The sequence below is a fragment of the Gaoshiqia sediminis genome, assembly GCF_025907915.1.
In the GTDB taxonomy this organism is placed as follows: domain Bacteria; phylum Bacteroidota; class Bacteroidia; order Bacteroidales; family Prolixibacteraceae; genus Gaoshiqia; species Gaoshiqia sediminis.
Window position 1 is genome coordinate 338,022 of the sequence record NZ_JAPAAF010000001.1, and the last position, 24,509, is coordinate 362,530.

28 protein-coding genes are annotated in these 24,509 nt (G+C 44.1%); 1 reads left to right on the top strand and 27 read right to left on the bottom strand.

Features of this window, described 5'->3' with window-relative positions; all coding sequences use genetic code 11:
* Positions 1–2 precede the first annotated feature (2 nt).
* The 20 genes from N2K84_RS01360 to N2K84_RS01455 form a co-directional block, all read right to left on the bottom strand.
* Positions 3–1,712 (bottom strand): DNA cytosine methyltransferase, encoded by a 1,710-nt coding sequence (locus N2K84_RS01360; RefSeq protein WP_282589963.1) that lies wholly within the window; start codon positions 1,710–1,712, stop codon positions 3–5.
* A 56-nt stretch (positions 1,713–1,768) separates the two neighbouring features.
* Complete coding sequence (locus N2K84_RS01365) at positions 1,769–2,173, bottom strand: very short patch repair endonuclease (RefSeq protein WP_282589964.1); 405 nt, start codon at positions 2,171–2,173, stop codon at positions 1,769–1,771.
* A gap of 13 nt (positions 2,174–2,186) precedes the next feature.
* Positions 2,187–2,990, bottom strand: coding sequence for a nucleotidyl transferase AbiEii/AbiGii toxin family protein (locus tag N2K84_RS01370; RefSeq protein WP_282589965.1), 804 nt, complete (start codon positions 2,988–2,990; stop codon positions 2,187–2,189).
* Complete coding sequence (locus tag N2K84_RS01375) at positions 2,987–3,784, bottom strand: type IV toxin-antitoxin system AbiEi family antitoxin domain-containing protein (protein ID WP_282589966.1); 798 nt, start codon at positions 3,782–3,784, stop codon at positions 2,987–2,989. The genes N2K84_RS01370 and N2K84_RS01375 overlap by 4 nt, the downstream gene beginning before the upstream one ends.
* 150 nt (positions 3,785–3,934) lie before the next feature.
* Positions 3,935–4,852 carry a relaxase/mobilization nuclease domain-containing protein gene (locus N2K84_RS01380; protein WP_282589967.1) on the bottom strand — a complete coding sequence of 306 codons (918 nt, stop codon included), beginning with the start codon at positions 4,850–4,852 and terminating at the stop codon, positions 3,935–3,937.
* Positions 4,853–4,882: 30 nt separating this feature from the next.
* Complete coding sequence (locus N2K84_RS01385) at positions 4,883–5,281, bottom strand: plasmid mobilization protein (RefSeq protein WP_282589968.1); 399 nt, start codon at positions 5,279–5,281, stop codon at positions 4,883–4,885.
* Between the two features lie 228 nt (positions 5,282–5,509).
* Positions 5,510–6,190, bottom strand: a complete 681-nt coding sequence (locus N2K84_RS01390) for a DUF3945 domain-containing protein (RefSeq protein ID WP_282589969.1) — start codon at positions 6,188–6,190, stop codon at positions 5,510–5,512.
* An 18-nt stretch (positions 6,191–6,208) separates the two neighbouring features.
* Entirely contained in the window at positions 6,209–6,736 is a 528-nt protein-coding gene (locus tag N2K84_RS01395; RefSeq protein WP_282589970.1) for a PH domain-containing protein, read from the bottom strand.
* Entirely contained in the window at positions 6,733–8,805 is a 2,073-nt protein-coding gene (locus N2K84_RS01400) for a YWFCY domain-containing protein (RefSeq protein ID WP_282589971.1), read from the bottom strand. The genes N2K84_RS01395 and N2K84_RS01400 overlap by 4 nt, the downstream gene beginning before the upstream one ends.
* Positions 8,806–8,816: 11 nt before the next feature.
* On the bottom strand, positions 8,817–9,626 hold the full coding sequence (locus N2K84_RS01405) for a DUF4138 domain-containing protein (RefSeq protein ID WP_282589972.1): 810 nt from the start codon (positions 9,624–9,626) through the stop codon (positions 8,817–8,819).
* Between the two features lie 5 nt (positions 9,627–9,631).
* Positions 9,632–10,792: a conjugative transposon protein TraM gene (gene traM / locus N2K84_RS01410; RefSeq protein ID WP_282589973.1), complete on the bottom strand. Its 1,161-nt coding sequence runs from the start codon at positions 10,790–10,792 to the stop codon at positions 9,632–9,634.
* Positions 10,758–11,111: a hypothetical protein gene (locus N2K84_RS01415; RefSeq protein ID WP_282589974.1), complete on the bottom strand. Its 354-nt coding sequence runs from the start codon at positions 11,109–11,111 to the stop codon at positions 10,758–10,760. The genes traM and N2K84_RS01415 overlap by 35 nt, the downstream gene beginning before the upstream one ends.
* An 18-nt stretch (positions 11,112–11,129) precedes the next feature.
* On the bottom strand, positions 11,130–11,756 hold the full coding sequence (gene traK, locus N2K84_RS01420) for a conjugative transposon protein TraK (protein ID WP_282589975.1): 627 nt from the start codon (positions 11,754–11,756) through the stop codon (positions 11,130–11,132).
* Positions 11,757–11,842: 86 nt separating this feature from the next.
* Positions 11,843–12,793 (bottom strand): TraJ family protein, encoded by a 951-nt coding sequence (locus tag N2K84_RS01425; RefSeq protein ID WP_282589976.1) that lies wholly within the window; start codon positions 12,791–12,793, stop codon positions 11,843–11,845.
* Positions 12,794–12,805: 12 nt separating this feature from the next.
* Complete coding sequence (locus N2K84_RS01430) at positions 12,806–13,531, bottom strand: hypothetical protein (protein ID WP_282589977.1); 726 nt, start codon at positions 13,529–13,531, stop codon at positions 12,806–12,808.
* Between the two features lie 22 nt (positions 13,532–13,553).
* Positions 13,554–14,210 (bottom strand): hypothetical protein, encoded by a 657-nt coding sequence (locus N2K84_RS01435; RefSeq protein WP_282589978.1) that lies wholly within the window; start codon positions 14,208–14,210, stop codon positions 13,554–13,556.
* 100 nt (positions 14,211–14,310) lie between these two features.
* On the bottom strand, positions 14,311–16,740 hold the full coding sequence (locus tag N2K84_RS01440; RefSeq protein ID WP_282589979.1) for a TraG family conjugative transposon ATPase: 2,430 nt from the start codon (positions 16,738–16,740) through the stop codon (positions 14,311–14,313).
* 65 nt (positions 16,741–16,805) lie between these two features.
* Complete coding sequence (locus N2K84_RS01445) at positions 16,806–17,111, bottom strand: DUF4133 domain-containing protein (RefSeq protein WP_282589980.1); 306 nt, start codon at positions 17,109–17,111, stop codon at positions 16,806–16,808.
* Positions 17,111–17,425: a DUF4134 domain-containing protein gene (locus tag N2K84_RS01450; RefSeq protein ID WP_053183468.1), complete on the bottom strand. Its 315-nt coding sequence runs from the start codon at positions 17,423–17,425 to the stop codon at positions 17,111–17,113. Before N2K84_RS01450 ends, N2K84_RS01445 begins: the two co-directional genes overlap by 1 nt.
* Positions 17,426–17,445: 20 nt before the next feature.
* Complete coding sequence (locus N2K84_RS01455) at positions 17,446–17,808, bottom strand: hypothetical protein (protein ID WP_282589981.1); 363 nt, start codon at positions 17,806–17,808, stop codon at positions 17,446–17,448.
* 470 nt (positions 17,809–18,278) lie between these two features.
* Between N2K84_RS01455 and N2K84_RS01460 the strand changes: the two genes are divergently transcribed.
* A complete protein-coding gene (locus N2K84_RS01460) occupies positions 18,279–18,518 on the top strand; it encodes a hypothetical protein (protein ID WP_282589982.1) in 240 nt (79 codons plus the stop codon).
* Between the two features lie 208 nt (positions 18,519–18,726).
* Here the strand turns inward: N2K84_RS01460 and N2K84_RS01465 are convergent, their stop codons facing one another.
* From N2K84_RS01465 to N2K84_RS01495, 7 genes are all read right to left on the bottom strand, one after another.
* Complete coding sequence (locus tag N2K84_RS01465) at positions 18,727–19,404, bottom strand: P-loop NTPase family protein (protein WP_282589983.1); 678 nt, start codon at positions 19,402–19,404, stop codon at positions 18,727–18,729.
* Entirely contained in the window at positions 19,376–19,861 is a 486-nt protein-coding gene (locus tag N2K84_RS01470; RefSeq protein WP_282589984.1) for a hypothetical protein, read from the bottom strand. Before N2K84_RS01470 ends, N2K84_RS01465 begins: the two co-directional genes overlap by 29 nt.
* Positions 19,858–20,154 carry a helix-turn-helix domain-containing protein gene (locus tag N2K84_RS01475; protein WP_282589985.1) on the bottom strand — a complete coding sequence of 99 codons (297 nt, stop codon included), beginning with the start codon at positions 20,152–20,154 and terminating at the stop codon, positions 19,858–19,860. Before N2K84_RS01475 ends, N2K84_RS01470 begins: the two co-directional genes overlap by 4 nt.
* 116 nt (positions 20,155–20,270) lie before the next feature.
* A complete protein-coding gene (locus N2K84_RS01480) occupies positions 20,271–20,513 on the bottom strand; it encodes a hypothetical protein (RefSeq protein WP_282589986.1) in 243 nt (80 codons plus the stop codon).
* A 315-nt stretch (positions 20,514–20,828) separates the two neighbouring features.
* Positions 20,829–21,656: an RteC domain-containing protein gene (locus tag N2K84_RS01485; protein ID WP_282589987.1), complete on the bottom strand. Its 828-nt coding sequence runs from the start codon at positions 21,654–21,656 to the stop codon at positions 20,829–20,831.
* A gap of 534 nt (positions 21,657–22,190) precedes the next feature.
* Positions 22,191–22,382: a hypothetical protein gene (locus tag N2K84_RS01490; RefSeq protein WP_282589988.1), complete on the bottom strand. Its 192-nt coding sequence runs from the start codon at positions 22,380–22,382 to the stop codon at positions 22,191–22,193.
* A 148-nt stretch (positions 22,383–22,530) separates the two neighbouring features.
* The gene (locus N2K84_RS01495; protein WP_282589989.1) at positions 22,531–24,486 is read right to left on the bottom strand and encodes a glycoside hydrolase family 127 protein; all 1,956 of its coding nucleotides are present in this window, start codon (positions 24,484–24,486) and stop codon (positions 22,531–22,533) included.
* Positions 24,487–24,509: the final 23 nt, after the last annotated feature.

Genomic DNA, 24,509 nt, shown 5'->3' on the forward strand with positions numbered 1-24,509 from the left:
TACTAGTTACTTGAATTAGCTATTGACGAAATTTTATTAATTGCATAAAGAGCAAGAACTTGTTTCTTGGGAACTGTTCTTTTATATCTGAAATGTAGGGACTCATCTTCCTGAATAAATTCTTCCTCGTCAAAATGGAACTCATCAATGATCTTGGCTACTGTTTCGACCAATTGGGTAGGCTCCAGAAAATTTGCTTCTCCTTTTCTCCTTTCATACATTTCCTGAAGTGTCATTGCATCTGCCACCCTCTCTGAAAACCCGTTATTGATTCTATTAATGAATTCTCTCCCATTATTGAAGATGGCTATTGTCTTTTCCATAAGAGCAAAATAATTGTCAGGATAATTTTCAGATGGGAAACCATCACCATTTCCGTATTGTACAGAAGTTAACCACTTCTTTGATTTAGACTGCCCAGAAATATCATAATTAGACAATGTAACCGTAATATTTCCATATTTAAATGGATGTCTCCTAAAGCGAGCACCTGTTCTTTTTATAGGTAGTTTCTCAAAAATCTTTCTTTCTGAAGAGTTCAAATTCAAGATGCCTTTCAGATTAACATCTTCCTGTACTATAGCTTTTTCAACTATATCTAGATCTAATGAATTCCTAATGACCCGAGCAAAAGATCTGCTTACCGCTGGACATACTGCATTTCCAACAAGTCTAAGCTTTGAAGTGCTTGCACCACTGAATTGATAAGTAATTGGAAATCCCATAAGGCATGCTGCTTCTCTTACTGTATGTGTTCTAAACTCGCCATCGCCAATTCTTCTATATTCCGATCTGTATATAATTGACTCTCTTGAAGTCCCTATGTTCGTAGCACAAATAGTTCTACTAGGATTACCCTCGTTTTCGGGAAAAGACATTCTTCCCATATAGGGATGATTTAACTTCAAAAATTCCGAGTTCTTCCATTCGCACTCATACAATCCTGTATCGTAAAAATGATCAGATAAGTGATGTGAGGGAATACTTATATCATAAGAAGGATCAAATATGAGCTCATTATCTGGAAAATCGAATGGGGATGGAAGGTAAGCTCTAATTTCCTGCAAGGTCCTATGGGATGGTAAGGTTCCTTTCTTTTTTTTTCCTCTATGGGTAGCGACAGGAATTATCAAACTATTCTCATTAATTACTTCTCCGGTGATCGCTCTTTTTCTAATTTGAGGAGAGCCATAATCAGCTGAATTTATAATAGCTGAGTTCCCTTTAATGGTTATAGCTATGCTTTGGGGATCTTGTCCAATTGATCTTGCCCAATCAGAAAGATTAAGATCTTTAAAAGAGTAATATTCTTTTATATATTTCAGAGAATTCGGAACATTTTCCATCAACCAAGCCTTTAGGTGAGAACCGGGCTGAAACTTCTTTACAGCAATAACTCTTAGAAATGATTCTGTGAGCCTTAGTCCCATAGATTTGTCGGCTTTACCTGATTTATTTGAATTGGAAAAGCTAACACAAGGAGGACTTCCTAGGATAACGGTGGAATCTGGGACTTGAAGAATCTCTTCTATCGAAATTTCGAAGTCTAAAATATTTTTTGGGGACAGGTTCAGTCCAAAATTATGATTAAATGTATCAATTGCAGGCCTGTAATAATCATAACCACCCTTTATAATAAAACCGTGTTGTCTAAAGCCTTCTGAAAATCCTCCAGCTCCACAAAAGAAATCTATAACTGTAGGTTGTGGCATGTTTCAAACTAATTTAGTATCATTTATGACTTGTTTTATTTTGTCAACCTCCTTGTCTATTCGATTTTGATTTTACATTCCCAGAGAACAATAGTTTTCCGGCCCATATTCTTTAATTCTTCAATTTTTTTTCTATCTCTCATTTGATGGGCATTGAACTTATGAAACCAAAGTTCTATATTTGATTTTGGGAAGTTAGGGTTACAATGAGGACATCTGTGCCAAAAACACCCATGTACAAAGACTGCCAACTTCATTCCTGAGAAAGCGAGATCAGGCTTTCCGGGAACATCTTTCCAGTGGAGGCTATATCCCTTTATACCTGATGACCAAAGTGCCTTTCTTAAAATTAACTGAGGCTTGGTGTTACGATCCTTATTTGCCCTCATTACTTCAGAAGTCGCTTCTTTCGTTGGTACGGGAGCTCGACCATCTCTTATATATTCCTTTTTATTTTTCAATATCCCAATGCAATTAAATCTTCATAAAGCCGTCAACAATCAAATCATCTTTTATCCAGTGATAGGCCGTAACTTGTTCATAATCCACTCCGGGACGAAGCAAACCAATAATATCCTGCCCAAATTCAAATTCAGTTATTTTTTTATCTAGGTTTTGAAGGAATTGTTTAGATGTTGGCGGTTTTGGCACTACAAATCCCATGTATTCATTATAACATCTCAATAGTTTCATGCGATCTACATTCTGATTGTTTGCCGCCCACCAAAGATCAAATAAATCGCGACCTTTTCTGCGTTGATATAATGCCCGAAGCTTGGTTCCCAATAACTCTTCAAGTTCATACGAAATTAAAGAGCAACTACCTTTAAACCATGTACTCTCCGTTTCAAATTTTACCTCTTTCAACCCTAGCACTGAAAAGTGTTCCCGGCAATTAATTTCGATTTTCAAACGGAGGTTGACTACCGGCGGAATTTCCGATTCAAAACGATAAACTATTGTATTATTATTGACATTTTGTTTTACAGAACGTTTAGTTCCTAAAAATTTCATTCTTTCCCGTAGCCGTTCCAATAGTGGCTTTATCGATCCTTCTTTAATCTGGACAAGATCAATATCTTCGGAATAACGAACCTGAGGTTTAAGAAAAATTTTATGCAATGCTGTACCTCCCCTGAAAGCCAAGTTTTCACGTAATATATCGTCTGAAAATATTTCTATTAATGCCCGTTCAATTACCAAATCTTGCTCAACTTGGGCATTGTCAGGCCATGGGGCATTTTGTCTCCATTCTTCAATATATCTACGTGGTATCATAAATCGCTTTCCAATTCAGTGTTTATATTGATTTTCCAATCGGGGTCAGTTATTCCTTTATTCCTGACATTTTTTAATAATTGAACCGTTTGTATTTTTTTTTCTTTTAATGCTCTCTTTACAGCAACAGCAAGCTTCTCATCGCCTATTTCCTTATCTATAAGATAACCCAATCGCTGAATAGAGCTTGTTACAAAATAATTTCGCGCCACTCTTGTTAAATCTGACGGTTTCATTTCTTCTGTCAGTTCCTCCAAAATTGTCAAAACCCGGTTTATACCAAAATTTCCGTAGGTCAGCAAATCAAGCGCAGTCAATTCAGGTGATGAAACATTTATATATCCTGCATCTGTCTTCTTTTGGATAATATCGTTTTCTGACCAGTCTTGCTTGACGTAGAAATTTACAATCAATTTCTGACCTTTTATATCCCTTAGTGCCGGCTTTTCAGTAATTACATAGTATTCCATTGGCTGTTGGTGACCAGCGCCAAATAATGCAGCAGCAGAGAATAGTCCCACATAGTATTTTTTCTCAAGTGAAAGCATCAGATCGTCAATAAACAAATTTGGTGGTATCATGCCCTGTCTGGAATACTCTGGGGTTATAATTGCAAAGAAACCGCGACGAATCTGGGCAATCTTATTTTTATTTTTTAACCGGAACAGTGCCTGATTCAAAGCATTACCAGAAAGGCCCAACTCATGCTTAACTTCATCCAACCCAAAAGAATATCGCCCTTTTGCCCGAATGTCATTAACAAGGCCTTCTAATGTTACGAACCGAGTCTCCATTCAATAATACATTTGCGTTGAATTACTATTTTCGTAATACATCGCAAATTAAATCATTATATTGAAAATTCAAAAGATTTACCCTGTTATTTTATTATATTATGACATTACTGGATAAGGTATTCAAAATAGATCAATTGAACGAGGCTTTTATATTTTTCTTCGATACTTGCGTTTTTTAGATTCCAGCCGATGCTTTCTTTTCTTTTCATTCAAAACGTCTTTTCCATCCCCATGCCATATCAATTCTTTCAAAATCATTGATTTTAAAATCCCAACACCAACCTCCATTTTTTCTGAGTGAACAACCCTCTTGGATATTTGGCTTTGCTCAGACATATAAAACTTCGGTCTTTCCCCAAAATCACTCATCCGTACCGGATGCCGTACCGGATTACCCTGCTCATCGGTCACAAAAACCAAATGTCCCCTGCCTGCTTTTTTAATCTCCACCTGAAATAATAGCAATGCCTGATCATACATTTCTTTGGAAGTTATAAACTCCATCCGGTTGAGCTGAGAAAACAAGCTTTCCAGGTTTTGTTTCAGGTCTTTGCTGGAACCGGAAAACCGGTAATTTAATTTTTCTAGAGGATTATCTTTGGTAAGCTGGTATTTCTGCTCCAGGCTTTTGATAAACCGCTGCGTCTTTTCCTTTTCATAACTGTCTTTGATTTTTTTGCCTGTTTCACAATCAATCCTGGTTGAAACTAAATGAAAATGCACCCGCTCCAGGTCAGCATGTTTATAGACCAGGTAAGGTTGATTTCCATAGCCCAGATGGTTCATCAGGTTATCGATCTCAGTCCGGATTCCGGCATCCCCAAAACGAACTAAATCACTAATAGTCGGATTAACGGATATATGCAACCCAGGTTTTCGAACCCGGGTATTCCGGTCTTCAATCTCCCTAAAAATCCAGTAGCGATCGTTCTTGTTTCCCAGGAACGGGTTGACAACCGGCATGTTTTGACTGTGGTAAAAAGATGCCCATTTCTTATCCACTTTACGCTCGTTGTAAAACAATGCATTTTTTGTGCTGCACGCCTGATGGATTTTAATGACCATGATCTTCCGATTTTTAGGGTGGGCAACGAATCAACGCAGGTATTTTTGAAGCAAAATCAAACACTGACGCATCATCTCAAAAGCCTGTTTCAAAAGCTGCCGGTCATTGTCATCAACCCGGTAACCGGAAAAGGAATTCATACGCTTCGAGAGCTGGTTCAGATTGACCCCGATCTTATTTAGCTCATAATCCAAACTTTTGAATAAGATATTGGCTTCTTCATCCAGGGAAATCACTTTCCGATCTGACTGCTTAAAAACCCGTGACCGGATGTAATCACTCATGCAGGCGAACTTTCCCCGTTTAGTCAGACTTTTTAAACGGATCTTTTCTTCCCTCGTGATCCGGATGATCAGCATTTCGTTTCGCTTTTCCTTATCTGGTAAATGTGGCCGCATAGACTCTTTCCTGCTTCTGTTATTTTTCAAAGAGGGGAATATTTTGCCAACCTGCTATCAGGTGGGAAGGCCTCCCGACGTGGTCGGGACAAGGTGAAAAGGTTTTTGTGCATACAAAAACACAACTTGCACTCCCCTCTTTGAGCTAAGATTTCACCCTTGATTTTCCTGCTTTTTCTCTCTGATTTTTCTGTCAAAAAGAAAGGGAAACTTTATTTCATATTTCCCCTTCTTTTCATTTCAAGTAACCGGTGGTTTTTAACCAACTTTCGGTATGGCTCCTTTACTTTTTTCTTGCTTCAGGTCTTCTGACTTTTGCGTCTTCTCCTGTTTGAAATTAGAGAAGCTGATGTTCCGTTCGGCAGCGTTGACCTGTAAGGTGGCGCCAAACTTTTTGTTGTTCTTTCCCAGCATCCCGTCCACGGTCACCTTTTGCCCGGCTCCCAGCTTTTCTTTTTGCTCCGAACTCAAGGTGACTCCTTTGATCTTATCCGGGACCTGGATATGTTTGGCCCGAAGCGGGATCAGCTCGTTGGTCTTGGGATCAATGCTCAGGTAATAAGTATCTTTCTTACCGTCCCGACCGGTCAGCTCCACGGTCTTCCCAAGGTTCTTGTCATTTAATAATGCCCCTTTTTCTTCCTTGGTAAACTTGTGCCCCAGGTATTCATCGGGGACAAACAGGCGCTGGATGGGATGAACCTTCACATCCACTTTGCCATCTTCTCCCTGGTGCAGACGAAGCTTGGCCGGGATTTTATAATCCTCACCATTAATTTTTGCATTAATGGTGTAAAGCTTGTCCGAACGGAAACCGTTTAAAAAATCGGTCAGTTCCCGTTGGTCCATGTTTTTGACAAAATCCCTGTTCACACCCGCTTTTTCCAGCTTGTCAAAAGGGATGTCTTCTACTTTAATACGTGTGTTTTGTTGTTCCATAACTTTTAATTTTAAGTGTTAATCAACTTCGAAAACATGTTTTGCCCTGCGGTTCTGTTCAACCAGGCCGCGAAGGGTCTTGTAAATATCTTGTGGATTGGAAATGGCCTCCATTTTAAAAACCGGGGTGGTTTTATCCGAGGTATAAATGGTCAGGTTTCCAAGGCCAAATAACCTGTAAATCAGCGGTCTGTTAATGCTGAAATCCTTGACTCTATAATTTTCTATAAACTCATGTTTCCGAGAAAGTATTCCGGAGTAATACCGGAATTCTTCCGGGCTTATCTCATAGCGGATACAGGATATCTTCAGAATTTGATATCCCAGGTAAATTGCATATAAAAGCGCCAGATAAACCGGCAGATTCCGGATATAAAGCTCAATTTCTTCCGGTATAAAGCCGGACGGCAGGTACAGTTTGATCAGATCATCCAACAGGCAAAGCCCGGGAATTAGTATCATGCCCAATAGGAAAACCGGCAGGTTAACCAGTTGCGACGGGTTAAATTTGATGATGGTTTCTCTATTTATGTTCTTGTTATTCATGACATTTGTGTTTGAGATTGGTCGGATTGACTTCCCTGATCTGTTTGACTGGATGGATTGGACTCATCTGATTCCGTGGGTTGCGACATTTCAGCTTTTGGAGTTTGCCTGGTTCTTTCTTCTTCTTTTTCCTGTTCTTTCTCCTTGTCAATAACCTTTTGATTGGTGATCCTTCGGATATCATTTTGAATCCGCAGGCGGTTGCGTTCCAACACTTCATTGATATCATCAAACTCATAGAAATCGGGGATCGGCTGGTAGCTTTTTTCTTCCTTTTCAATCTTTTCGGTATCCACATAAACCAAGCAGTTAAAATTTTTCTGGAGGATCAGCTCCCCATAATTATCGGTCACCTGTCCAACCATATAGCCTTGAGGCAAAGTGGCAATCTTTCCTTCGGGTACCAGGTAATCCATCTGGGTGGAAATGGTGGTGCTTTGGGTGTTCCGGTTGATGTTGATGGCCTGGCGTTCCTGCAGGATCTTGCCCATCCGGTTTTGCATGAACTTGGCCGTTTCCCCGGCTGCCTGTCCGGAAAAGACATTCCCGATATTGGTCAGGATGGCGTTGGCCTGCTCTTTTCCGTAATCGCGGATCAGCTGGTCAATAGTCTGCATCCCCAGCAAGGTGGAGATCCGGTTGGCCCGGGCGGTCGCAATCAGGGTATCCAAGCCACGGAAGTAAATGGTCGGCAGCTCATCAAAGATCAGCGATGAAGGGTGTTGGCCTTTCCGGTTGATGATCTTCAGCATCCGAGTGATAAACAGCGACAATACGGCTCCGTACATCTCAATGCGGAGCGGGTTGTTTGCCAGGCAAACGACTTTAGGCGCTTTCGGGTTATTGATGTCCAGGGAAAAATCATCGCCCGAACAGATCCAGTAGATTTCCCGGCTGATGATCTTGGAGATGGCAATTTTCAGGCTTCCCAGCTGTCCTTCCAATTGTTCATTGGCCTTGCGCTGGTAGGCACTGATAAAGGGATTGATGATGCCAACCACATCTTTCTCCTGGCTGAGCACTTCAAACAAATCGTCATAGTCCAGTTGCAAAAGCTCAATGGCATGGGGAAGGGTGCAGTACTTTCCCCCTTTGTACTTTTTCAAAAACCAGATCACGGCGGCAAAAAAGGACACGGCGCTTTCCGAAAAGAACTCGCCCTGTTTTTTGATCCATTCCCTGTTCAGGTTGTAAAGCACGGTGCGGGAAGATTCAAAGGCATCAATCGGGCTTTCCATCAGCTCAGGAGCCAACGGATTACAACGAAACGATTTCCGGATATCATCAAAATTGATCACATAAAACCGGGTGTTTTCCATCAGGCTGCCTTTCTTCTTTGCCGTTAGAAAGTGGTTGTAAGCCACCAATGACAAGTCCGGATATTTGAAATCATACACGCACAGGGAGAAGCCTTTTTGAAGGTGCTGTTTGATAAAGGGCAAAACTACCGAGTAGGATTTCCCGGATCCCGGAGTACCAATGACCATTGTTCCCCGGAACGGATTGACTAGATTGATCCAGCCCTGATGCTCTTTCCCTTTTTGCATGTAGCGGGTTGGCAGGTTAATGGCGTATTCATTGGTTTTTAGAATCTCTTCCTGCGGAAAGTTTTCGTTTTCCAGGTTGAACCGGTCTTTCATCAAATTGACCGTGATCAGCTTGGAGACATTGTCAAAGCCGATATTCAGGGTGACAAAGCCAATAAATGTTGAACCCAAGTATGCGAGATCATAACGGTCCAGCAGGAGCAAACTTCCCCAGTAAAGGGTGAGTCCAACAATTACCTGGACCACAATATTGGAAACCTTCAGCTCCCGGTCTTTGTGTGCTTTGGTGCCCACGCAGGTGATCATCAGAAACAACAGGCAAAAGGTTTTCGAGAGGTAGGTATCAGAAAGGAAGTCCAGTTGGCCCAACTTTTGAAACAAGCCCTCAAACTCGGGAATATACCAACCCTGAACAGCAAAGAAGTCGATCCGGCTTAGGTACAGCGAAGCGATCAGCAACAAATAGCTGATAAACCGGAAGCTTTCATGCAATCGAACCAAGTCCTGCCGTTCGTAACTCATCCTGTCCTTATTTAGTTTGAAATTAATTCTTTGGCTTTCAGAATATCCTTGTTCCCGATCTCCAAAGTCAGCCTGCGACCCGTATTTCCCAGTGCCTTTTCAAGCATATCCAGGCGGAGAACACGTTTGTCGGGTAAAACCAGGTTGGGCAGTACAAACACTTCCCGAACAGTGGTGTAACCGGGAATAACTTTGATGTCATGGTGCCGGTAGCTTGGCTCTACCTGGTACTCCTGGGTGTTGGTGGCTTTAAACTGCCGCTTATCATCAATCCACCAGTGAAAGCTTTCTACCCGGTAAGCCAGGTTGGTTTTATTGGTGATCCGTACTTCAAAAAAGAGGAAGCCGTTTTTCTGGGTGATCGTCTTAAGCTGAACCTTGATCCCGTCTTTCTTCTGCCTGACACCCCGCACCAGGCTTTTTCGTTTCAACAGGATCTGTTCGCTTAGCTCTTTCAGCACGTAATCAGGCATCAGGCCGGATGATGGCCCGCCCGCTTTTTCAGAATGAAAAGCGTCCAGATGGTAGGTAATTTCTTTTGAATCCTGAAAATGCAGGATCAGGGAGTAAATCCGGCCGGCACAAACAACCGTCAGGGAAGATTCCTTTTCAAACGATCCGGTAGCTTTGATACGGACCAGGTTAGGCAGTTTCGGAACGACTTCTGCCAGAACAAGTGACGGATCACCCACTTGCAGGTAGGAAGCTTTATCCGGGCAAACCAGGTGTGTGGCTTTGCTTTCACTGATCGGTAAATAGTTTTGAGCGAAAAGAGATAAATTCAGAATCAATATTGAAATGATGACTAAAAAAATCTTCATGGCTATTACTTTTGATTGATTAGATAGACAAGGGTATTTTTCTTGATGGTCACCTTTTTTAGGCGAACCATTTTAAACAGGGATTGGACAGTCCGGTCGGCTGCCCGGACTCCGGCGTAGGTCAGCGGATCAGGGGTGACTCCAAACAGGGAAGAAGTATTGGTTGAGCCGCCCACTTCTTTGGCCACTTTCCGGGTGGCATTATCGGGAACATACAATCCGGCGAGACCATCCAGGTCATGAATCATTAGATCAACCGGCAAAAAATCTTCATCTGTTGGCAACTGGCTCACCCGAATATGCAGCCGTTCATTTTTGATCTGGCAAATCCCGTAAATAAAAGAGTTCTTTTGGATGACTTTTCCGCCGACCTGGCAATCTTCCAGCAAACGCATTTTTATCCGGTTACCATCCAAAACAGTCGTGGTTTCATACACTTCGGCTTTGATCAACGGGCTGGCTGACACTTTCCCGTCAAAACTTGGTGAGCGATTCTTTTCCAAACTAAAACTGATTGACTTTTTAGCTTCAAGTTCCTTTGGTTTTTGGCTCGTCTGGTTCAGGTAGAACTTTAAAGAATCGTTTTGACGGCTTAGGGCAATGTTTTCATCGAACACCTGATCCAGTTCTTCAATACCAGTTTTCTGCAAGGTAACCGCTTGTTCGGGCTTTGGCTTGGTGACAGTTTTTGCTGCTATGCCTTTTTGATCCTTCGGGTTATTCAGGTTATTTCCCTCCATCTCTTTTCGAACCTGCGCCTCCTTGTCTTTGATATGTGCTAAAAGGTTATTGGACACATTGGCATTGATTCCATCTGTTTGTGAGTCTTCTAAAACTGTTGCAGAATCGTCAGAAGTTATGATATTCACATCCGTATTTTTGGGCGGATGATCTCCCATAACATGATAGTCTTGCGTCGAAACAACCCGGCTTTGACTGTTTTGGTAGGCTTCCATCTTGTCAAAGATTTCGATGGACTTCTCAGCTTCAGGCAGCTCATAATTGGCCCCATTCTTTTTGCCCGGGTTCACTTTTTCGGATGTTTCCTGACCCGCCTTTTTGCCCCCACCCAGGATGTAAAAGATCAGCACCACAAATGGAAGTAGGGCCAGCGGAAGGATCAAAAGGGCCTTATTCTTCTTCAGGAACGTGTGGTTTGTCTTCATGAACTCGGCGTTTTAAAAGGTTTTCGAAAGAATCCACGGGCATTTCAAAGGGAGAGGCAAGCGGCTTTTCCTGCACTGGCTGATCGGCGCTTAATGCCGGACTATTCAATTTTTCATGATTGAACTTCGCATCCGGAAACAGGATAAAAGACAACGCAAAGGATAGAAACAGGAATCCTAAGAAAAACAGCCACTTGGTTTTTCGTTTGACCGGACTCAGGTTCTCATCCTGTTCATCCATCCGGTTGATCCAGCGGGTAAAACGGCTGACATCTTTAAACCGCGGGGCTTTGATTTTGTCGTTATAAGAAGGTTTCATGGCCAGTGGTATAAAAGATTAAAATGATTTTCGTTTGATGGTTTCCATATCGATATTGTCAATAATCCGCCAGCCTTCGATCAAAAAACCGTGCGGGTTGTGGTCCGTCCGGGAAATATTTCTAAGCTGTCCGGTTGTTTGCAGGTTGCGGACAGTGATGTTCGAAGTGCGGACAATCTTCTGCTTCCCGAAATACTGAAACCGGTAGGGATAGGATGAAAAATCCAGCTTGATGGAATCGGTCATCACCGTCATGCTGATGTCTGAAGCAATCACCTGGTTATAGAGGTTGTTCTCCTTGAACGACTGGTATTGTTCCATCGCCGAGCGGTCTGCCAGGTAGAGTGCTTCCCGGATATTGTTTTCGATGTACTGCTTGTCCGGTTCCAGGGTAAAAAACAGCTCATGGAACCGTTTTACATGGTCACGCGCTTCAGCATCCCGGTTTTCAGTAATATCTTCCCGAAGCGCAACCAGCAAAGATTTGCCATTATCCAGCACATAGATCTTTTGCCGGGACTGATCGGAAAGTTTCACCGACAAGAAAAACACATACCCACTTAGTCCGGTCAATCCAATACTGACGGCCAAAAGCACATAAACCATAAAGCGGAATTTTCGTTGGATGTCAAAGGTCTTTTTCATTGTTTTTGATGACTGTTGATTATTTTTTTGCTTTTTTTAATTTGAATATTGATCATTGTGTATTCAATATTGGACATTCCTTACCGTCATTTCATAGCTCCTTTGGTGGCCGCCATAATGGCTGCTGTCCTGACCAATCTTCCTCCTCCGGAACCGGTCCCGGATGCCTGCACGATCCACGAAGCAATTTTCGGCACCATCGCCATCCCGATAATCCCGCAAACCGGCACCACCAGGTTGGAGACAAAAAACAAGGAAGGCTGGTAAAACAGCATCGAATGGATGAGGGCAATCTCCTGGTCCAGCACATAGATCAGCACTTCCTGCACCAGGGAAAGGATAATCAAAGCAATCGGCAGGTAAAGGTTGACGTTGATAAACCGGGCAATCCAACCCAGGTAATTGTCCTGGAAACCGTCAAAAATGGACAGGGTAAAAACCAGCGGACCGAAGATCACCAAAAGCACACAAAAAACCGTTCGAAGAAAAGCGATCAGATAAACCAGCACTTCAAACAGGGATTCCAGCAGTTGGCGTACCGCATCCATGATGTAGAAATTGATCTGGTGCTGCAAAGCCCTGCCGGAAATAATGTTGTAGGTCGTCAGCAAAAGGTTGATTCCTTTGTCCCAAAGGGCGGCTTCTTTTTCCGGGTTTTCATAAAACAGGGGCATATCAACTGCCAGCACCGCGTCCCGCTTTTCTTCCAGCTTTTCGGCCACCAGGTGTTTTTTATTGGCATAGATGGCTTCGGAAAGGTGGGTCAGTCCTTTGGTGGGCACCATCAGCAGATTGACAAAGGGCCCCCAGAAGGTGATCACCAGCACCAGGGCGAAGGGGCGTAGCAACGGAAGCAGGAAAACCGGATTGTCGGCGATCAACTGCTCATAGATCCGTTTGGAGATGTAAAAGAAAGCGGCAATACCGCCAATCGCCCGGGCCATGTCCACCAGCATCCCTGCATTGTCAATCCCGGCCTGGACCATCGTATCGGTAAAGGCAAAAAATCCGTCGGTTGTAATGACTTGTAACAGCATTTTTAAGTGGTTTTAATGGGTTAGAAAGGCGTAATTGCCGGTTACCGGGTTTCCAAAAACATTCAGGTGACAAAGTTTGCGGAAGGTATAATCTGTTTCCCCGGTCAGGTGGTTTAATTCCGAGTGGATGCCGGCAAAAGATTCCAGCTTGGCGCCGTGATCACTTTCCAACAGGTTGACCATCAAAAAACGCATTAAAAGCTCATCGGCTTCATTTTGCAGGACCTGTTTTACTTTACCGGAGTTTTCCAGCTTATCAAAACTTACAATCTTTTGGTAAAGAGAGATAAACCGCTCTGCCAGCCCATAGATATCCGGTAGTTCATCTTTTCGGGCGTTTAAAAATTTTTCCTCAATCACTTTTTGTAGCTGCCTGTTGTCTTTGATCCGGCTGGTTTGATCGTGCCGGCCTTCCATTTGGTGTCGTTCCATCAGCCGGGCTGCAATACGGAGCAGGCCGGTTTTGGTCTCTCCGGCATATTCGCTTTCGTCAGAGACAGGCAAGGCCCCGACTTCGATATAATAATGGGTGGGCCAGGAGCGGATAAAATAGTGCGGTGAGGGGATCAGCCATCCTTTAAAAGCGACGAAGCTTAACGGGTAATCGCCGTTCATTTCCGGGTAATACCCGTGCCAGGGTTTGACATCCAATAACTGTGCAATGGACTTTTTTACGGCAACTGTTGTGGTCGTTGCAACACTCAGGCTGATTCCAAGAAGTAATATGGAAATTTTCATGGCTTTTTGTTTTTGATGATTGTCAATGGTAAAGGCTATAGTATAAAGCAAAACTTTCCAGCCTGCCGCTTTCATGGCTTTTCAGGTAAGAGGCGTAAAGCAGTTTGTTGTACAGGTAACAGATCGTCCCGTAATGGCGGCGGACATCTTCATAAATCCCGTTGATCGTATCATACCGCTGCTTGTCATCCATCAAAAAAAGGTTGTCTTTCAGAATGGTATTCAATACCGTATTGGTTAGCTGGCGGCTGTCATCCAAAATCAGGTCAAAAGACTGCACGATCACCGCCGCCTGCTGGGTGGTGAAGTTTTCATCCTGCACCAGCTTTGGGACTTTTTCGGTGTAGATTTCCATGATCCTGGAAAGCAGATCGCGGGTTTGCTGGATGCGTTTGTAGTCCTTGATCAGGCCGCTGACTTTCTCCAGGCTTTCCAGCATCTTTTGGTCGATGCCCAGCAGTTCGCCGGTCAGCCCCTTGATGTCTCCGTTCAGCGCTTCAATCAGAATGTTGTACCAGTTGATTTTCGACAGGATGCCTTTTTCTTCTGTCCACAGGGCCTCCCGCTGGATTCCTGCCCCCACATCGGTCACCGGTGCCTGGCTAAAAGCCTGTTTTTGAAAGAGGGCTACCGTGATAAAAAACAGTAGCAAAACTGATCTCTTGATTTTTGTTTTCATTGCTTTGTCTATTTATTATTTATCATTGAGTTCCCTAATCCCCCTTCTTCGGAGAGCTTGTCCCGGGTAACCGGGAGGCCAGGGGAGGCTTTTCGTCTCTTTATTCCCCTCCTTCGGAGGGGTTAGGGGAGGCCTTCTTTTTCTTTAGGATCATCTCCTTTTCCCGCTGTTCCGTGGTGTAACAGTCGTATTCCTGTTTGCTGACCTCCAGTGCAAATACCCTGGAATAACTTCCCAGGCTGATAAAAACCTCCTTCAGTTTCCGGTCCGAAGGCAGGTTTTTGTTGATTGAAAGGACCTGTTCTTTTTGGAATTCCGACAAGCCCAAGGTCTGGCTGATCTGCTCAAACTTGTTTTTAAACTTGCCCATATCCAGCAGGATCCGGGTATCAGCATTGTTGATAATGGCATCGCGGATCACCGGTGAGGAGATCACATCGTCCACCTCCTGGGTCACCACCATCGCTTCGCCAAAAAACTTGCGGATGGTCTTGAAAAAATACTTTAAGTAGCCGGCCATCTGCGGGGTAGCAATGGCTTTCCAGGCTTCCTCAATCGCCAACAGTTTACGGACACCCTTTAACTTTCTCATTTTCTGAATAAAAATGTCCATGATAATGAGCGTGGCGACCGGGAAGATGATTGGATGATCTTTGATCGCATCGAGTTCTATGACGATAAACGGGCAGCGGAAAAACTCATCGGTATTCATCTCCCGGTTGAGCAGGTAATCATATTCCCCGCCCCGGTAGTATTTCGAGAGGATAAAGAAAAACTCCGGGCAGTTAAAGTCCAGGGACTGCCCCTTGACCAGGTTTGGGATAAACTCCCTGCAAAACTCATAGTAGCCGTTAAAGGATCGTTCTGTTCCGTCTGTTTTGAAGAACTCTGAAAGCGAGCGGGCAATCACGTCCTTTTCCATTTCTGACAGGTTTTCTTTGTAGATGGTATAGATCACCGACAGGATGGTCTGGCGTTGTTCCACATCCGGTTCACCTTCCTGCATAAAAGGGTTAAAAGAGATGGGATTTTCTTCTGTAAACTCCACCATCATCGCCCCTCCCCTGTCTTTCAGCCGTTCTTTTAAGTAACGGGTCAGCAGTTCATAACTCCGGCCCACATCCAACAGCACGATATGGCAGTTTTCACTTTCGGCGTATTGCCGTAAAAGGTGGTTGGTAAAAAACGACTTTCCCGAGCCTGATCCACCGATAACGAGCTTATTGCGGTTATGGATCAGGTGTTTTTCCATCGGCTCATCAGACAGGTCAATTTTTACCGGGCAGCCTTCCAGCCGGTTGGAAAGGCGGATGGTAAAACCGGATTCTGAGTTTCGGACCGGTCCTTCAAAATTTGTCAGGCAGCAGGCCTGCGGCACCTGGGTAATGAAAGCTTCCGTTTCCGGCAGTTGGGTGGAAAACGGCACACAGGCAAAAAACAACAGCGGCAAATCAAAGGTGTGCTGGTACGCAAAACAGTTCATCAACGAAAAAGCAGAAGCCGCTTCGCTTTTGTGCTGCTTAAGCTGTGAGATGGACCCGTCAAAGAGCATCAGGTTAAAGTGGGTTTTCACGATCTTTTCCCCGGTGGTTTGCACCGTGTCCAGAAAATCGCTGATCAGCCCGGCATTCACCTTGTTTTCCGAAGAAAAGCGGGAAAGGCTGTAAATGCGTTTGTAGCTGTTTTCCAAAAAAGCTTTGGTTTGCTGCTGGTCCGGCACATAGATAAACTGGTTGACTATATGCGAAAACGGCAGGTTGTAAGTGACCGGGTAAACCATCGACACAGGAAGGCCGGTAGTTGGGTGTTCACCTGCCGGCCTGAGTTCAGAGGGCAAATGCGAATAATCGCTTAAGCTCAGGATCTCCACAAACCGGTCCATCACCCTAAGGCGGTCCCGAAAGTCAATGCCTCCCAGTACCGGACGGTCTTTGTGAAAGTTCAGGGTCAGGTAACGTTCAATCAGCCCGGGAGAGTTTTCATCGCCGATAGCCTCTGATTGGGTCACCGGTTTACAGGATATCCCGCTTTGGGTGAAAAGCGCGGTGAGGTTGGCCTGTACTTCTTTGAGCTTTTCCGTAAGCCGGGCTTCCTGCCGGGAGGCTTTTTTTGAAAAGATCAACGCTGAGCTAAGGTAGTTTTTCAAAAGCCCGGTGTTCAGCAAACTGGCATACAGGTAAGATTCGTGTTTTAAAAAGGGCCTTCCTTTAAAGTGGTCCAGGTAACATGCTGTCAGGCCCGGAGCTTCTTCATTTTGTTTTCCGTTTACGGTTCCCCCGTCTTTGCCGGCTTTTTCAGAAAAATGTTCCACAAAAAAGAAGTCCTGTTTGTGCAAAAGGGTATTTACCGGTAGCAGGTTCACGGCCCGCTGAAAGGTATCGTGCAGCATGTAGAGCTGTTCGCGGCTTAAAGAAAGCAGTTCGGGAAGGCGGAGTTTCAGCCCGAAACCCATATCCAGGTTGTTGGATACGAGCAAATCGCCGTTAAAGCCCAAAACGGGCAGGGCCTGTTCGATTGGTTTGACGTTCATGGGGCTAATCATTGTTTGCAGGTTTAATCATTGTTTGCCGGGTTAATCATGACTGTTGGTTTTTGTCATCGCTGTTGAGTCTGACAGATTCTTTTTTTAAGCAGGATAAACTGCGGGAGCTTTTTAGCCGTCTGCTTTTTGTCCCAGCCTGCCGGTCCGTACTTTTTCTGGATATGGCTGACCCGGTAGAGCCAGGCAAAAAAGGATGGTACACAGACCAAAACGGCTGTAAATGTTCCAATGAGGATATATATGCCCACAAAGAGGAGGAAAGCAGCCAGTATTCCGTAGAGTGCCTGGAAAACCAAAGGGCCGGAAAGCCCTTTGATATACAGCTTGGTATCAACCTTTTGCAATTTGTAAGTTTCCATCAGGCAAAAAAGGCTTTGATGACCACACCAACCAGGATCAGAAACAGGCAGGCACCGAACCAGCCCATAATGGCTTTTTGGGTATCCTGGTCTCCGCTTTGCCACTTAATGTACACCCGGACGCCACCAATCAGCCCGACCACAGCGCCGATGGCAATGATCAGGTTGGAAACCGGGTCCACGTAAGAACTGACCTCGGCAGTTGCCTGGTCAATACCGGCAGAACTCTGGGCTAAAGCCCGTGAAACCCACAAGAAGATTAGAGCAGCAATCGCGGCTGCTTTGGAAAAGAATCGTTGAACTTTTGTTTTCATAGCTTTTAAAAATTGAAGGATTATTGTTGAAACTGGATTTGTTCCATTACTGATTTCGGAATAGGATTCTTGGAATTCTGAAGCCGTTCAAGACTGTAACCGTCATCCACGCCTATTTCTTCATAAAAGGAAACGGGCAAAACAACAGCCCCAAAAGGGACCAGGGGTACCATCTCCGAAGGCAAGTCCCGAGATGAAACACCCACTGCTTTCAGCTCTTCCAGCTGGCGGGTCCCGGCGAAGTCGTCTTCAAACAAGGTTTTTTGATTTGCTCTCTTGTTGTTGAATAAAAACAGCAAAAACAGGGAGAAGTACCACAACGAAAGGAGAAGCAGGATCGCCCGGATAAACTGTCCCCAACTGATTTGATCGAGTCCAAACATACCTATTCATTTTATTTGTTCTTGGCAAGATGACTGATGGATGACCTGACAAAGCGGTCAATACCAGAAGTCATCGCTGCAAAAGTGCATGATCGGAAAAGAAAAATTTGCCCACCTTAACGGAGGTGGGTATTTATATGGTTAAGTAGATGGCTGGGGCCAATAATGTTGTTTCATTTGATTTGTCGTGCTTTGAAGAGAGCGATCACTCACAAGCTTCATTCATCATTTTAAATAGGCTAATTTGTGGGAATTTGATCGGTAGATTTTTTTCAAAAAACAAAAGAAAAAACAGGCAAAAAAGAAAAGAAAAACCATTTGGAAGCTGGTCGGGGCGAAAATGCAAGGCTGGACCCAAACTGATATTTTCCTAACAATCATCTTTGGCTATTAATGGGTCCACTTGCCCTGGCCTTGCATTTTAACTCTGGGTCGGAATGTGCGGAGACCGGCTAAATTGGTTTTCTTTTTTGATTTTTGACGGAAATAATCTCAAGCTGAAATTTTTGGGTGTGGGCGGGCTCAGGCAAGTGTCGCCCGGGGGTGGAGCGAAGCGGAACAAACGGGGCGACTCTTGCCGTGCGGTGCAGCCCGGCTTCGGAGCGAAGCCAAGCGAAAAAGCGACTGGTTTCGTACGCGGTAGCGAACGGATAAAGGAAGCGGTTGAGCGAGGCGGAACGATGGTGCCGGGGCACGGGGATAACCTGTAAAAAAACTGCCCTAAACCGAAAAATCAGGAATCAAACCTAATCAAACCCGAAAGTTGCCTGCGAAGGGATAGCGGAACGGTTAGTCAGGCCTCTGGCCTGGTGCCGTCCGCGGAAACGAAGCAGGTGTCTTTCTTTTTCAACCGAGGCTTGTGAGCGTAGTGCGGAGCATACGGAGCGAACAGGCCGCAGGATCACCTACCAAATCATATCAATAGCGTTTGTCTTTGGCATCCTTATCAAAAGCCACCAGGTTAAACATTTCCCTCATCCTTGAGCGTATCCGGTTACCGTACCGGTCTTCCAGTTCCGGGGCGGAAAGATTGGTGGTGGCATGGGTTAGCACCCCACAGGAAACAAACAGGTCGTAGCGGTTAAGCAAGATCTCGGCCATTACATTGCACTGCGTACCGAAATACTTTTGAACGTTGTCCACGCCCAGGTCGTCGAAACACCAAACCTGAGGAATTATTCCGCCATTCAGATTTCGAACCGAACCTTTGCTGTAGCGGTTAAACACCGAGTAGCCGTCCTTTTCCAGCTCAAAACTGATCTCCCGGGCCGCTTTGATCCGGTACTGCTTTTCCGGCGGAAAAAAGTAGTTGACCAGGCTCATCAGCTGCGATTTTCCTGCCCCGACGGGACCGATCAGAAGGATTCCCTTGCGAAGGCAGATCCCGGATTTCGTACAACTTTCCTGGTCGTTAATGGCATAAACCAGCAATTTGTAGATCAGCGCATGATCCTCCGGGTAAATGCGAAAATGATCCCCAAACAGGATTTTTCCCTGTTTTTCCATCCACTTCAGGCTCAACTGAAAATTGAAATGGAACAATCCATCTTTAAATTCAGCCACTTCGTCAAAGGGGCTCCGAATAGTCCTTGTCATTGTTGACGTGGTAGTGGTTAAACCTGTTAATTTTTCTTCTTTCTCCATTTTGAAAAATTTGATCGGGTGACTTGTTTCCTGTTTTTCTATTTATCCTTTTAATAAGTGTATCACCTCCGGTATCACTTGCAGTATCATTACCAGTACGACTACCGGTATTACTTCCTGTATCAAATCTGATACAGCTAACTTCGCTTCCGCAGTGTCGGTTTGCTGCTGGAAAATACCGGATGTACCTCCATCGATCAAGTTCTTTGATGCATTTGGCGTAAGTATTCACGGATCCGATTCTGGATAGTATCATCAGTTCCGTACGGTTGATGGGAAACTTTCCGGCAAAACGGTTCATGTTCCAGAGTTGAAAAACAGCCAGGTACAAACTGATGTGATAGGCCGTCAGTCTTCCGTCGCCCGAAACCCGTTCGAAAAAACCGTTCAGGTGTTTGATGTAGTTCATCTGAAAGAACTGAAAGAGGATTGGTTCTTCGTTTGGTTCTCTTCCAGCATTTTGCGTATATCTGCATAATCATAGAAGATCATTCCCCCTATCTTGGTGAAAGGCAGGCTTCCATTGACACGCATCTGTTGAAGTTTACCGGATGAAACCCCGAGAAGCTCCTTAACTTCATAGGATTTAAGCCATCGTTTCGTGGGTTCTCCGTGGTGTTCCTTTAGCATTCTTTTGAATTCCCGGAGCAGTTCGACTTTGAATTCCCGGAGATCGTCAGTTGTAACAATTTCTGCAGGCATAACAATTTAATTTTGAATGGTTGATTTTGAAATTGCTTCAAAATTGCAACCATTCAAACAAAACTGTTGCCCACGTTAGAGGAGGTGGTGATTTATATAGTAAAATATGAGCTGGCTTATAAAAAGTTTGCTTTCCGTGTTTTTATAAGTTCCTGCATACAGGCATGGTGAAAATGGCGCATATCATCCAGTTTTTCTTGTGGAATCACTTCGATTTGTTCAATTTGTTTGCGTTCGTTTTTCATTTCGTAGTAAGGGATGAACGGGCATTCGGCAACGGGTTCCCCAAACGGGCATTTCGACATGGCGTTGACCAGGTCAGCATTCTGGCGGATTTTCGTGGTGTAAAGTGATGACATTGTGTTAATTTTGTATGTGAGGTATTAAAATTCCGTGTAAAAAAGAGGCGTGAGTAATCACCCACTGCCTCTGGAGACCGCCAAGCCCCACGCAACATATGAGTGACACCCACGCCAAAGGCGCGAGCGTCATACTCATTATTCATGTTGCGTTTGATATTTGGCGGTTTTCGAGACAAGAATAAAAAGCTAACGCTTTCTGTATTTTCGGTCATCTGGATCTCTATCCGGATGGTATTCTAGTTATTCTATTTTTAACAAAGATAGTAAACATACCTTAACAGTTTAGTGGTACTATAATTTTAGCACCATGATTCATTTCAATTTATTATTTATTCTCCGTTTTAATATCTCCACCAATCGAGAAAGATATTTAACCGGATTTTTTCTTCTGACCAATCTTTCCTGTGTTTTATAAACTTCTTTTTGCAATTCGATGTTAAATGCCCATTCAAAGGCTTTGGCAAGCTCAACAATGGTCGCTTTTCCATGATTCACGGAGCCCTCTAGATAAATGGCGTAGATTAATTCATATAAATCGATCGTATGTCCAGTCCAATTTAGATTCAATTCCGATAAGCTTTTTTTGTCGGGATAATCCAACTTTTCCATTTCTTTAGTGATGTAATCTATCAGCATTTCATTAGCCATGATGTTCGAAAACGTATGATCCTTCCATGCAAAAAATTCCTCATCCATCAAGGCCTGAGAATCCTTAAGTTCCACCGGAATATCCTCATTGTTCCGGGTGAAGTACCTCTCATCCAAATGACTATGCCCACACCGGTAATATTGTACTTTCACCTGATGTAATTTCATGTACTTCCGGAGTTTCTTCAACTCATTCGCAAAATGCTTTTTTACTCCCTTTTTATCTTTACCTGGACGGTTACTTTCCAGATCGAAGATCCTTTGAAAGTACAGCAACTTGCTAAAAACCGATGGCTTGATTTTTTTGAAAAACTGGATTTCCGATTCTTTGTCGGAAAAACCTTCACTTTCCACCAGTTCACGCAGGATGTCCAACGCTACTTTACAATGACCGATTGCCCGGTCTGAATATTGAAGGATGTTCTCTGAAACATCGCTTGTTGTTGCCAATTCGGCTTCCAAATCAACAACAATTTGTTCGAACTTTGTCATGGGTAAATAGAACTGTTTATCAATTAGTTTGAATCGAATTAATACGCAAATCAGTTTTTTCCACCCTTAAGCACACAAGCACATTATGCTTTATAGTCCCATTTCATATTCGAATAATATTTGAAAATGCAAAATTACCTTAAAAGCAACCCACCATCTCCACCAGCAATGTAATCTCTCTTATCGAATACACTTCCAAGAGTTAGTTGATTTTCCTAACCGGTATTCCTGCGGTTGGTATTACTTTATTATCAATAAGCACATCAGTATTATCAGGAAGTTCCATCTCGTAATCGTCGTCAGTCTAATGTAGTATTCTGATCGTACAAAATGACCGATATTCTCATTTGGTATTCTTCACAACTTCCCTCAAAATTTATTTCTCACTTAATAGTCTGACTCCGAGTATAGATTTCTGGCATTCCAGTCTGCTAAGAGTTGGCGCAACACCATCAGAACCAACAATCCATAGTGATAATGCGCATAACCATAAATGGGGCACGACTGCGATAAATGCAGGTAACCTGGCTTCTGTCACAAACGTGCCGATCCGGGAAACGACTGCGAAATGATCATTCTCCTGTCTACTTGCCCCTGCTGTAATTCCATTACATAATACAGGGGCATGATTGGTCGGAAATAGTCATTGCCCATGTCAATAATCCGCGAGTACTCTCCCACACGATAGCCTTTGGAACCAATTCCTTCGTGTTCGCCATACATCAAGTGACGGGAGCATGTTCAGCATTGATATTAAATTTCTCAAATCTTTCATATTACAATTGCTGACATTCATATGTATAACATTATTTCATCCTCAAAAAGATAAAAATCTAGATGCCGAACAGCGAAGATCCTTATAAAGTATTCTTGACTAATGTTTTTCCGGCAACCATATCTTCATTTTATTTGCTCTCCGGTTGTTCCATACATAATATGGAATTGCCGTGAATACTTTCCCTCTTTCGTCGGATGCAGTAATCACCTCGACGCCTCCCAAAAAGTCTGTTACAAATGAATTTGCGAAAGATGTTTCAGGAGTCACTGTTAGCTGATCCACATCGGCATTGTCGGCTCCTTCGACACAATAGACGATTGGTCCGCGTTCAAACGCTACCTTGCCTTTGTTATCTGCAACCATCGGGTTCGCCTTTACACGTCGAATATCCATTGGCAATTCATAGTCAATCACATCGCCCTTCTTCCAGCTGCGGGTAATCACCGCGTATCCTTTTTCTGTCGTGTATTCAGCTGGTTCTCCGTTCACCCGAACAATCACCGGATTGGTCGTTGTTGCGTCGTATCTATACAAATCACTTGGCACAGGTTGATTTACAGCCCAGCCGGGGATACGAAGAAAAACAGCCAGTTCTGATTCCTTCTCAGGCGACACTTCCACTTTCACTTTACCTTCCCATGGGAATTTTGTTTCTTGTCTCACAGCCACTTTGTTTCCATTGACCTCGATATCGGAAGAGCTTTGTACAAACAGGTTCACATAGATCTTGTTATCGGTTTGTGCAAACACATAACCGGGAACGGAAGGCATAAAGCGACACAGGTTGGTTGGACAACAGGAACAGTCAAACCAGGGTTCGCGAATTAAGCTTCCGCCGCTATTGAAATGATAATGCATGTCGCATTCCAGCGGGTTGGGATAGAAAAAGTTTTTACCATCCAGGGCGACACCGGAGATTACACCGTTGTAAAGACTACGCTCCAGCACGTCGATGTACTTGGAGTCGCCGTGAAGCAGAAACATCCGGTAGTTCCAGTACACGTTGGCTATAGCCGCGCAGGTTTCATTGTATGCTGTCAGATTCGGCAATTCATAGTTTTCGCCAAATGCCTCGCCTTCATGACGAGCTCCTATTCCACCGGTCAGGTACATTTTCTTCGAAACAATATTGTCCCAGATCTTGTCTACGGCGGATTGATAAGCATCATCATTATATAAGGCTGCCACATCGGTCATCCCGGCATACATATAGGCTGCACGCACCGCATGCCCGACTGCCTCATCCTGCTCCACAACGGGCTTGTGGTCCTGGGTGTAAGCCTTGTAACTGGCCCGGTGAGTGCTGTCGCCTCTCATATCCAGGAAATGGCGGGACAGCTTCAGGTAGTCTTCATTTTTCGTAATCAGGTACAACTTAATCAGGCCGGTTTCCACAATTTGGTGGCCCGGAACCTCGTAAGGGAGTTGATTGTTAAACACATCAACCAAAAGATCGGCATTCTTTGTCGCAATATCCAACAGGTTCGTTTTACCTGTCGCGTGGTAGTGCGCAGCCGCCGCTTCGTACATGTGTCCTGCATTGTACAACTCATGACTCCAGGCCAGGTTTTCCCATCTTCCTCCCGGAGGACACCACTCTGCAGGAGAATCCTGTGGATTGATTGTTTTCCAGGTGGTCAGATACCCATCCGCCTCTTGCCCGATGGCAATACGGCCGATTACCGAATCAACATAAGCATCCAGCTTGGGATCGGGTGTTGTGGTCAGTGAGTAAGAAGCGCCTTCAATGATTTTATAAACATCGGAATCATCAAAAGGCATTTCTCCCTTAACCGGACCCTCCATTTTTCCTCCGGCAATCAGAAAGTTATCCATCCGCCCCATTTCTTCGCACTTGGCAAACGAGGCCGGAATGGTCACTGTCCGGTTGGTTTCAATCTTTGGAGCCCAGAAGTGATCAGTAACCTTTACCTGATTAAAGGGGACACCTTGAATCGCATAGTCTGCTGTAGCCAGCCCGGTGGATTGCTCCTTTTGCGAACAACCTGCGGCAAATGCCAGAGCCAGCAAAAAAACAATAAACGTTCTCATTTTCGTTATCATGTTATTATCGG

Coding starts and splice junctions, on each gene's coding strand:
- N2K84_RS01395 (WP_282589970.1), bottom strand. CDS start 6,736: ATGAATAACAAGAACATAAATAGAGAAACCATCATCAAATTTAACCCG.
- N2K84_RS01375 (WP_282589966.1), bottom strand. CDS start 3,784: ATGGAGACTCGGTTCGTAACATTAGAAGGCCTTGTTAATGACATTCGG.
- traK (WP_282589975.1), bottom strand. CDS start 11,756: ATGAAAAAGACCTTTGACATCCAACGAAAATTCCGCTTTATGGTTTAT.
- N2K84_RS01440 (WP_282589979.1), bottom strand. CDS start 16,740: ATGAACGTCAAACCAATCGAACAGGCCCTGCCCGTTTTGGGCTTTAAC.
- N2K84_RS01370 (WP_282589965.1), bottom strand. CDS start 2,990: ATGATACCACGTAGATATATTGAAGAATGGAGACAAAATGCCCCATGG.
- N2K84_RS01425 (WP_282589976.1), bottom strand. CDS start 12,793: ATGCTGTTACAAGTCATTACAACCGACGGATTTTTTGCCTTTACCGAT.
- N2K84_RS01390 (WP_282589969.1), bottom strand. CDS start 6,190: ATGGAACAACAAAACACACGTATTAAAGTAGAAGACATCCCTTTTGAC.
- N2K84_RS01465 (WP_282589983.1), bottom strand. CDS start 19,404: ATGACAAGGACTATTCGGAGCCCCTTTGACGAAGTGGCTGAATTTAAA.
- N2K84_RS01400 (WP_282589971.1), bottom strand. CDS start 8,805: ATGAGTTACGAACGGCAGGACTTGGTTCGATTGCATGAAAGCTTCCGG.
- N2K84_RS01480 (WP_282589986.1), bottom strand. CDS start 20,513: ATGTCATCACTTTACACCACGAAAATCCGCCAGAATGCTGACCTGGTC.
- N2K84_RS01470 (WP_282589984.1), bottom strand. CDS start 19,861: ATGAACTACATCAAACACCTGAACGGTTTTTTCGAACGGGTTTCGGGC.
- N2K84_RS01405 (WP_282589972.1), bottom strand. CDS start 9,626: ATGAAGATTTTTTTAGTCATCATTTCAATATTGATTCTGAATTTATCT.
- N2K84_RS01360 (WP_282589963.1), bottom strand. CDS start 1,712: ATGCCACAACCTACAGTTATAGATTTCTTTTGTGGAGCTGGAGGATTT.
- N2K84_RS01430 (WP_282589977.1), bottom strand. CDS start 13,531: ATGAAAATTTCCATATTACTTCTTGGAATCAGCCTGAGTGTTGCAACG.
- N2K84_RS01415 (WP_282589974.1), bottom strand. CDS start 11,111: ATGAAACCTTCTTATAACGACAAAATCAAAGCCCCGCGGTTTAAAGAT.
- N2K84_RS01455 (WP_282589981.1), bottom strand. CDS start 17,808: ATGTTTGGACTCGATCAAATCAGTTGGGGACAGTTTATCCGGGCGATC.
- N2K84_RS01475 (WP_282589985.1), bottom strand. CDS start 20,154: ATGCCTGCAGAAATTGTTACAACTGACGATCTCCGGGAATTCAAAGTC.
- N2K84_RS01445 (WP_282589980.1), bottom strand. CDS start 17,111: ATGGAAACTTACAAATTGCAAAAGGTTGATACCAAGCTGTATATCAAA.
- N2K84_RS01380 (WP_282589967.1), bottom strand. CDS start 4,852: ATGGTCATTAAAATCCATCAGGCGTGCAGCACAAAAAATGCATTGTTT.
- N2K84_RS01435 (WP_282589978.1), bottom strand. CDS start 14,210: ATGAAAACAAAAATCAAGAGATCAGTTTTGCTACTGTTTTTTATCACG.
- N2K84_RS01485 (WP_282589987.1), bottom strand. CDS start 21,656: ATGACAAAGTTCGAACAAATTGTTGTTGATTTGGAAGCCGAATTGGCA.
- N2K84_RS01450 (WP_053183468.1), bottom strand. CDS start 17,425: ATGAAAACAAAAGTTCAACGATTCTTTTCCAAAGCAGCCGCGATTGCT.
- N2K84_RS01495 (WP_282589989.1), bottom strand. CDS start 24,486: ATGAGAACGTTTATTGTTTTTTTGCTGGCTCTGGCATTTGCCGCAGGT.
- traM (WP_282589973.1), bottom strand. CDS start 10,792: ATGAAGACAAACCACACGTTCCTGAAGAAGAATAAGGCCCTTTTGATC.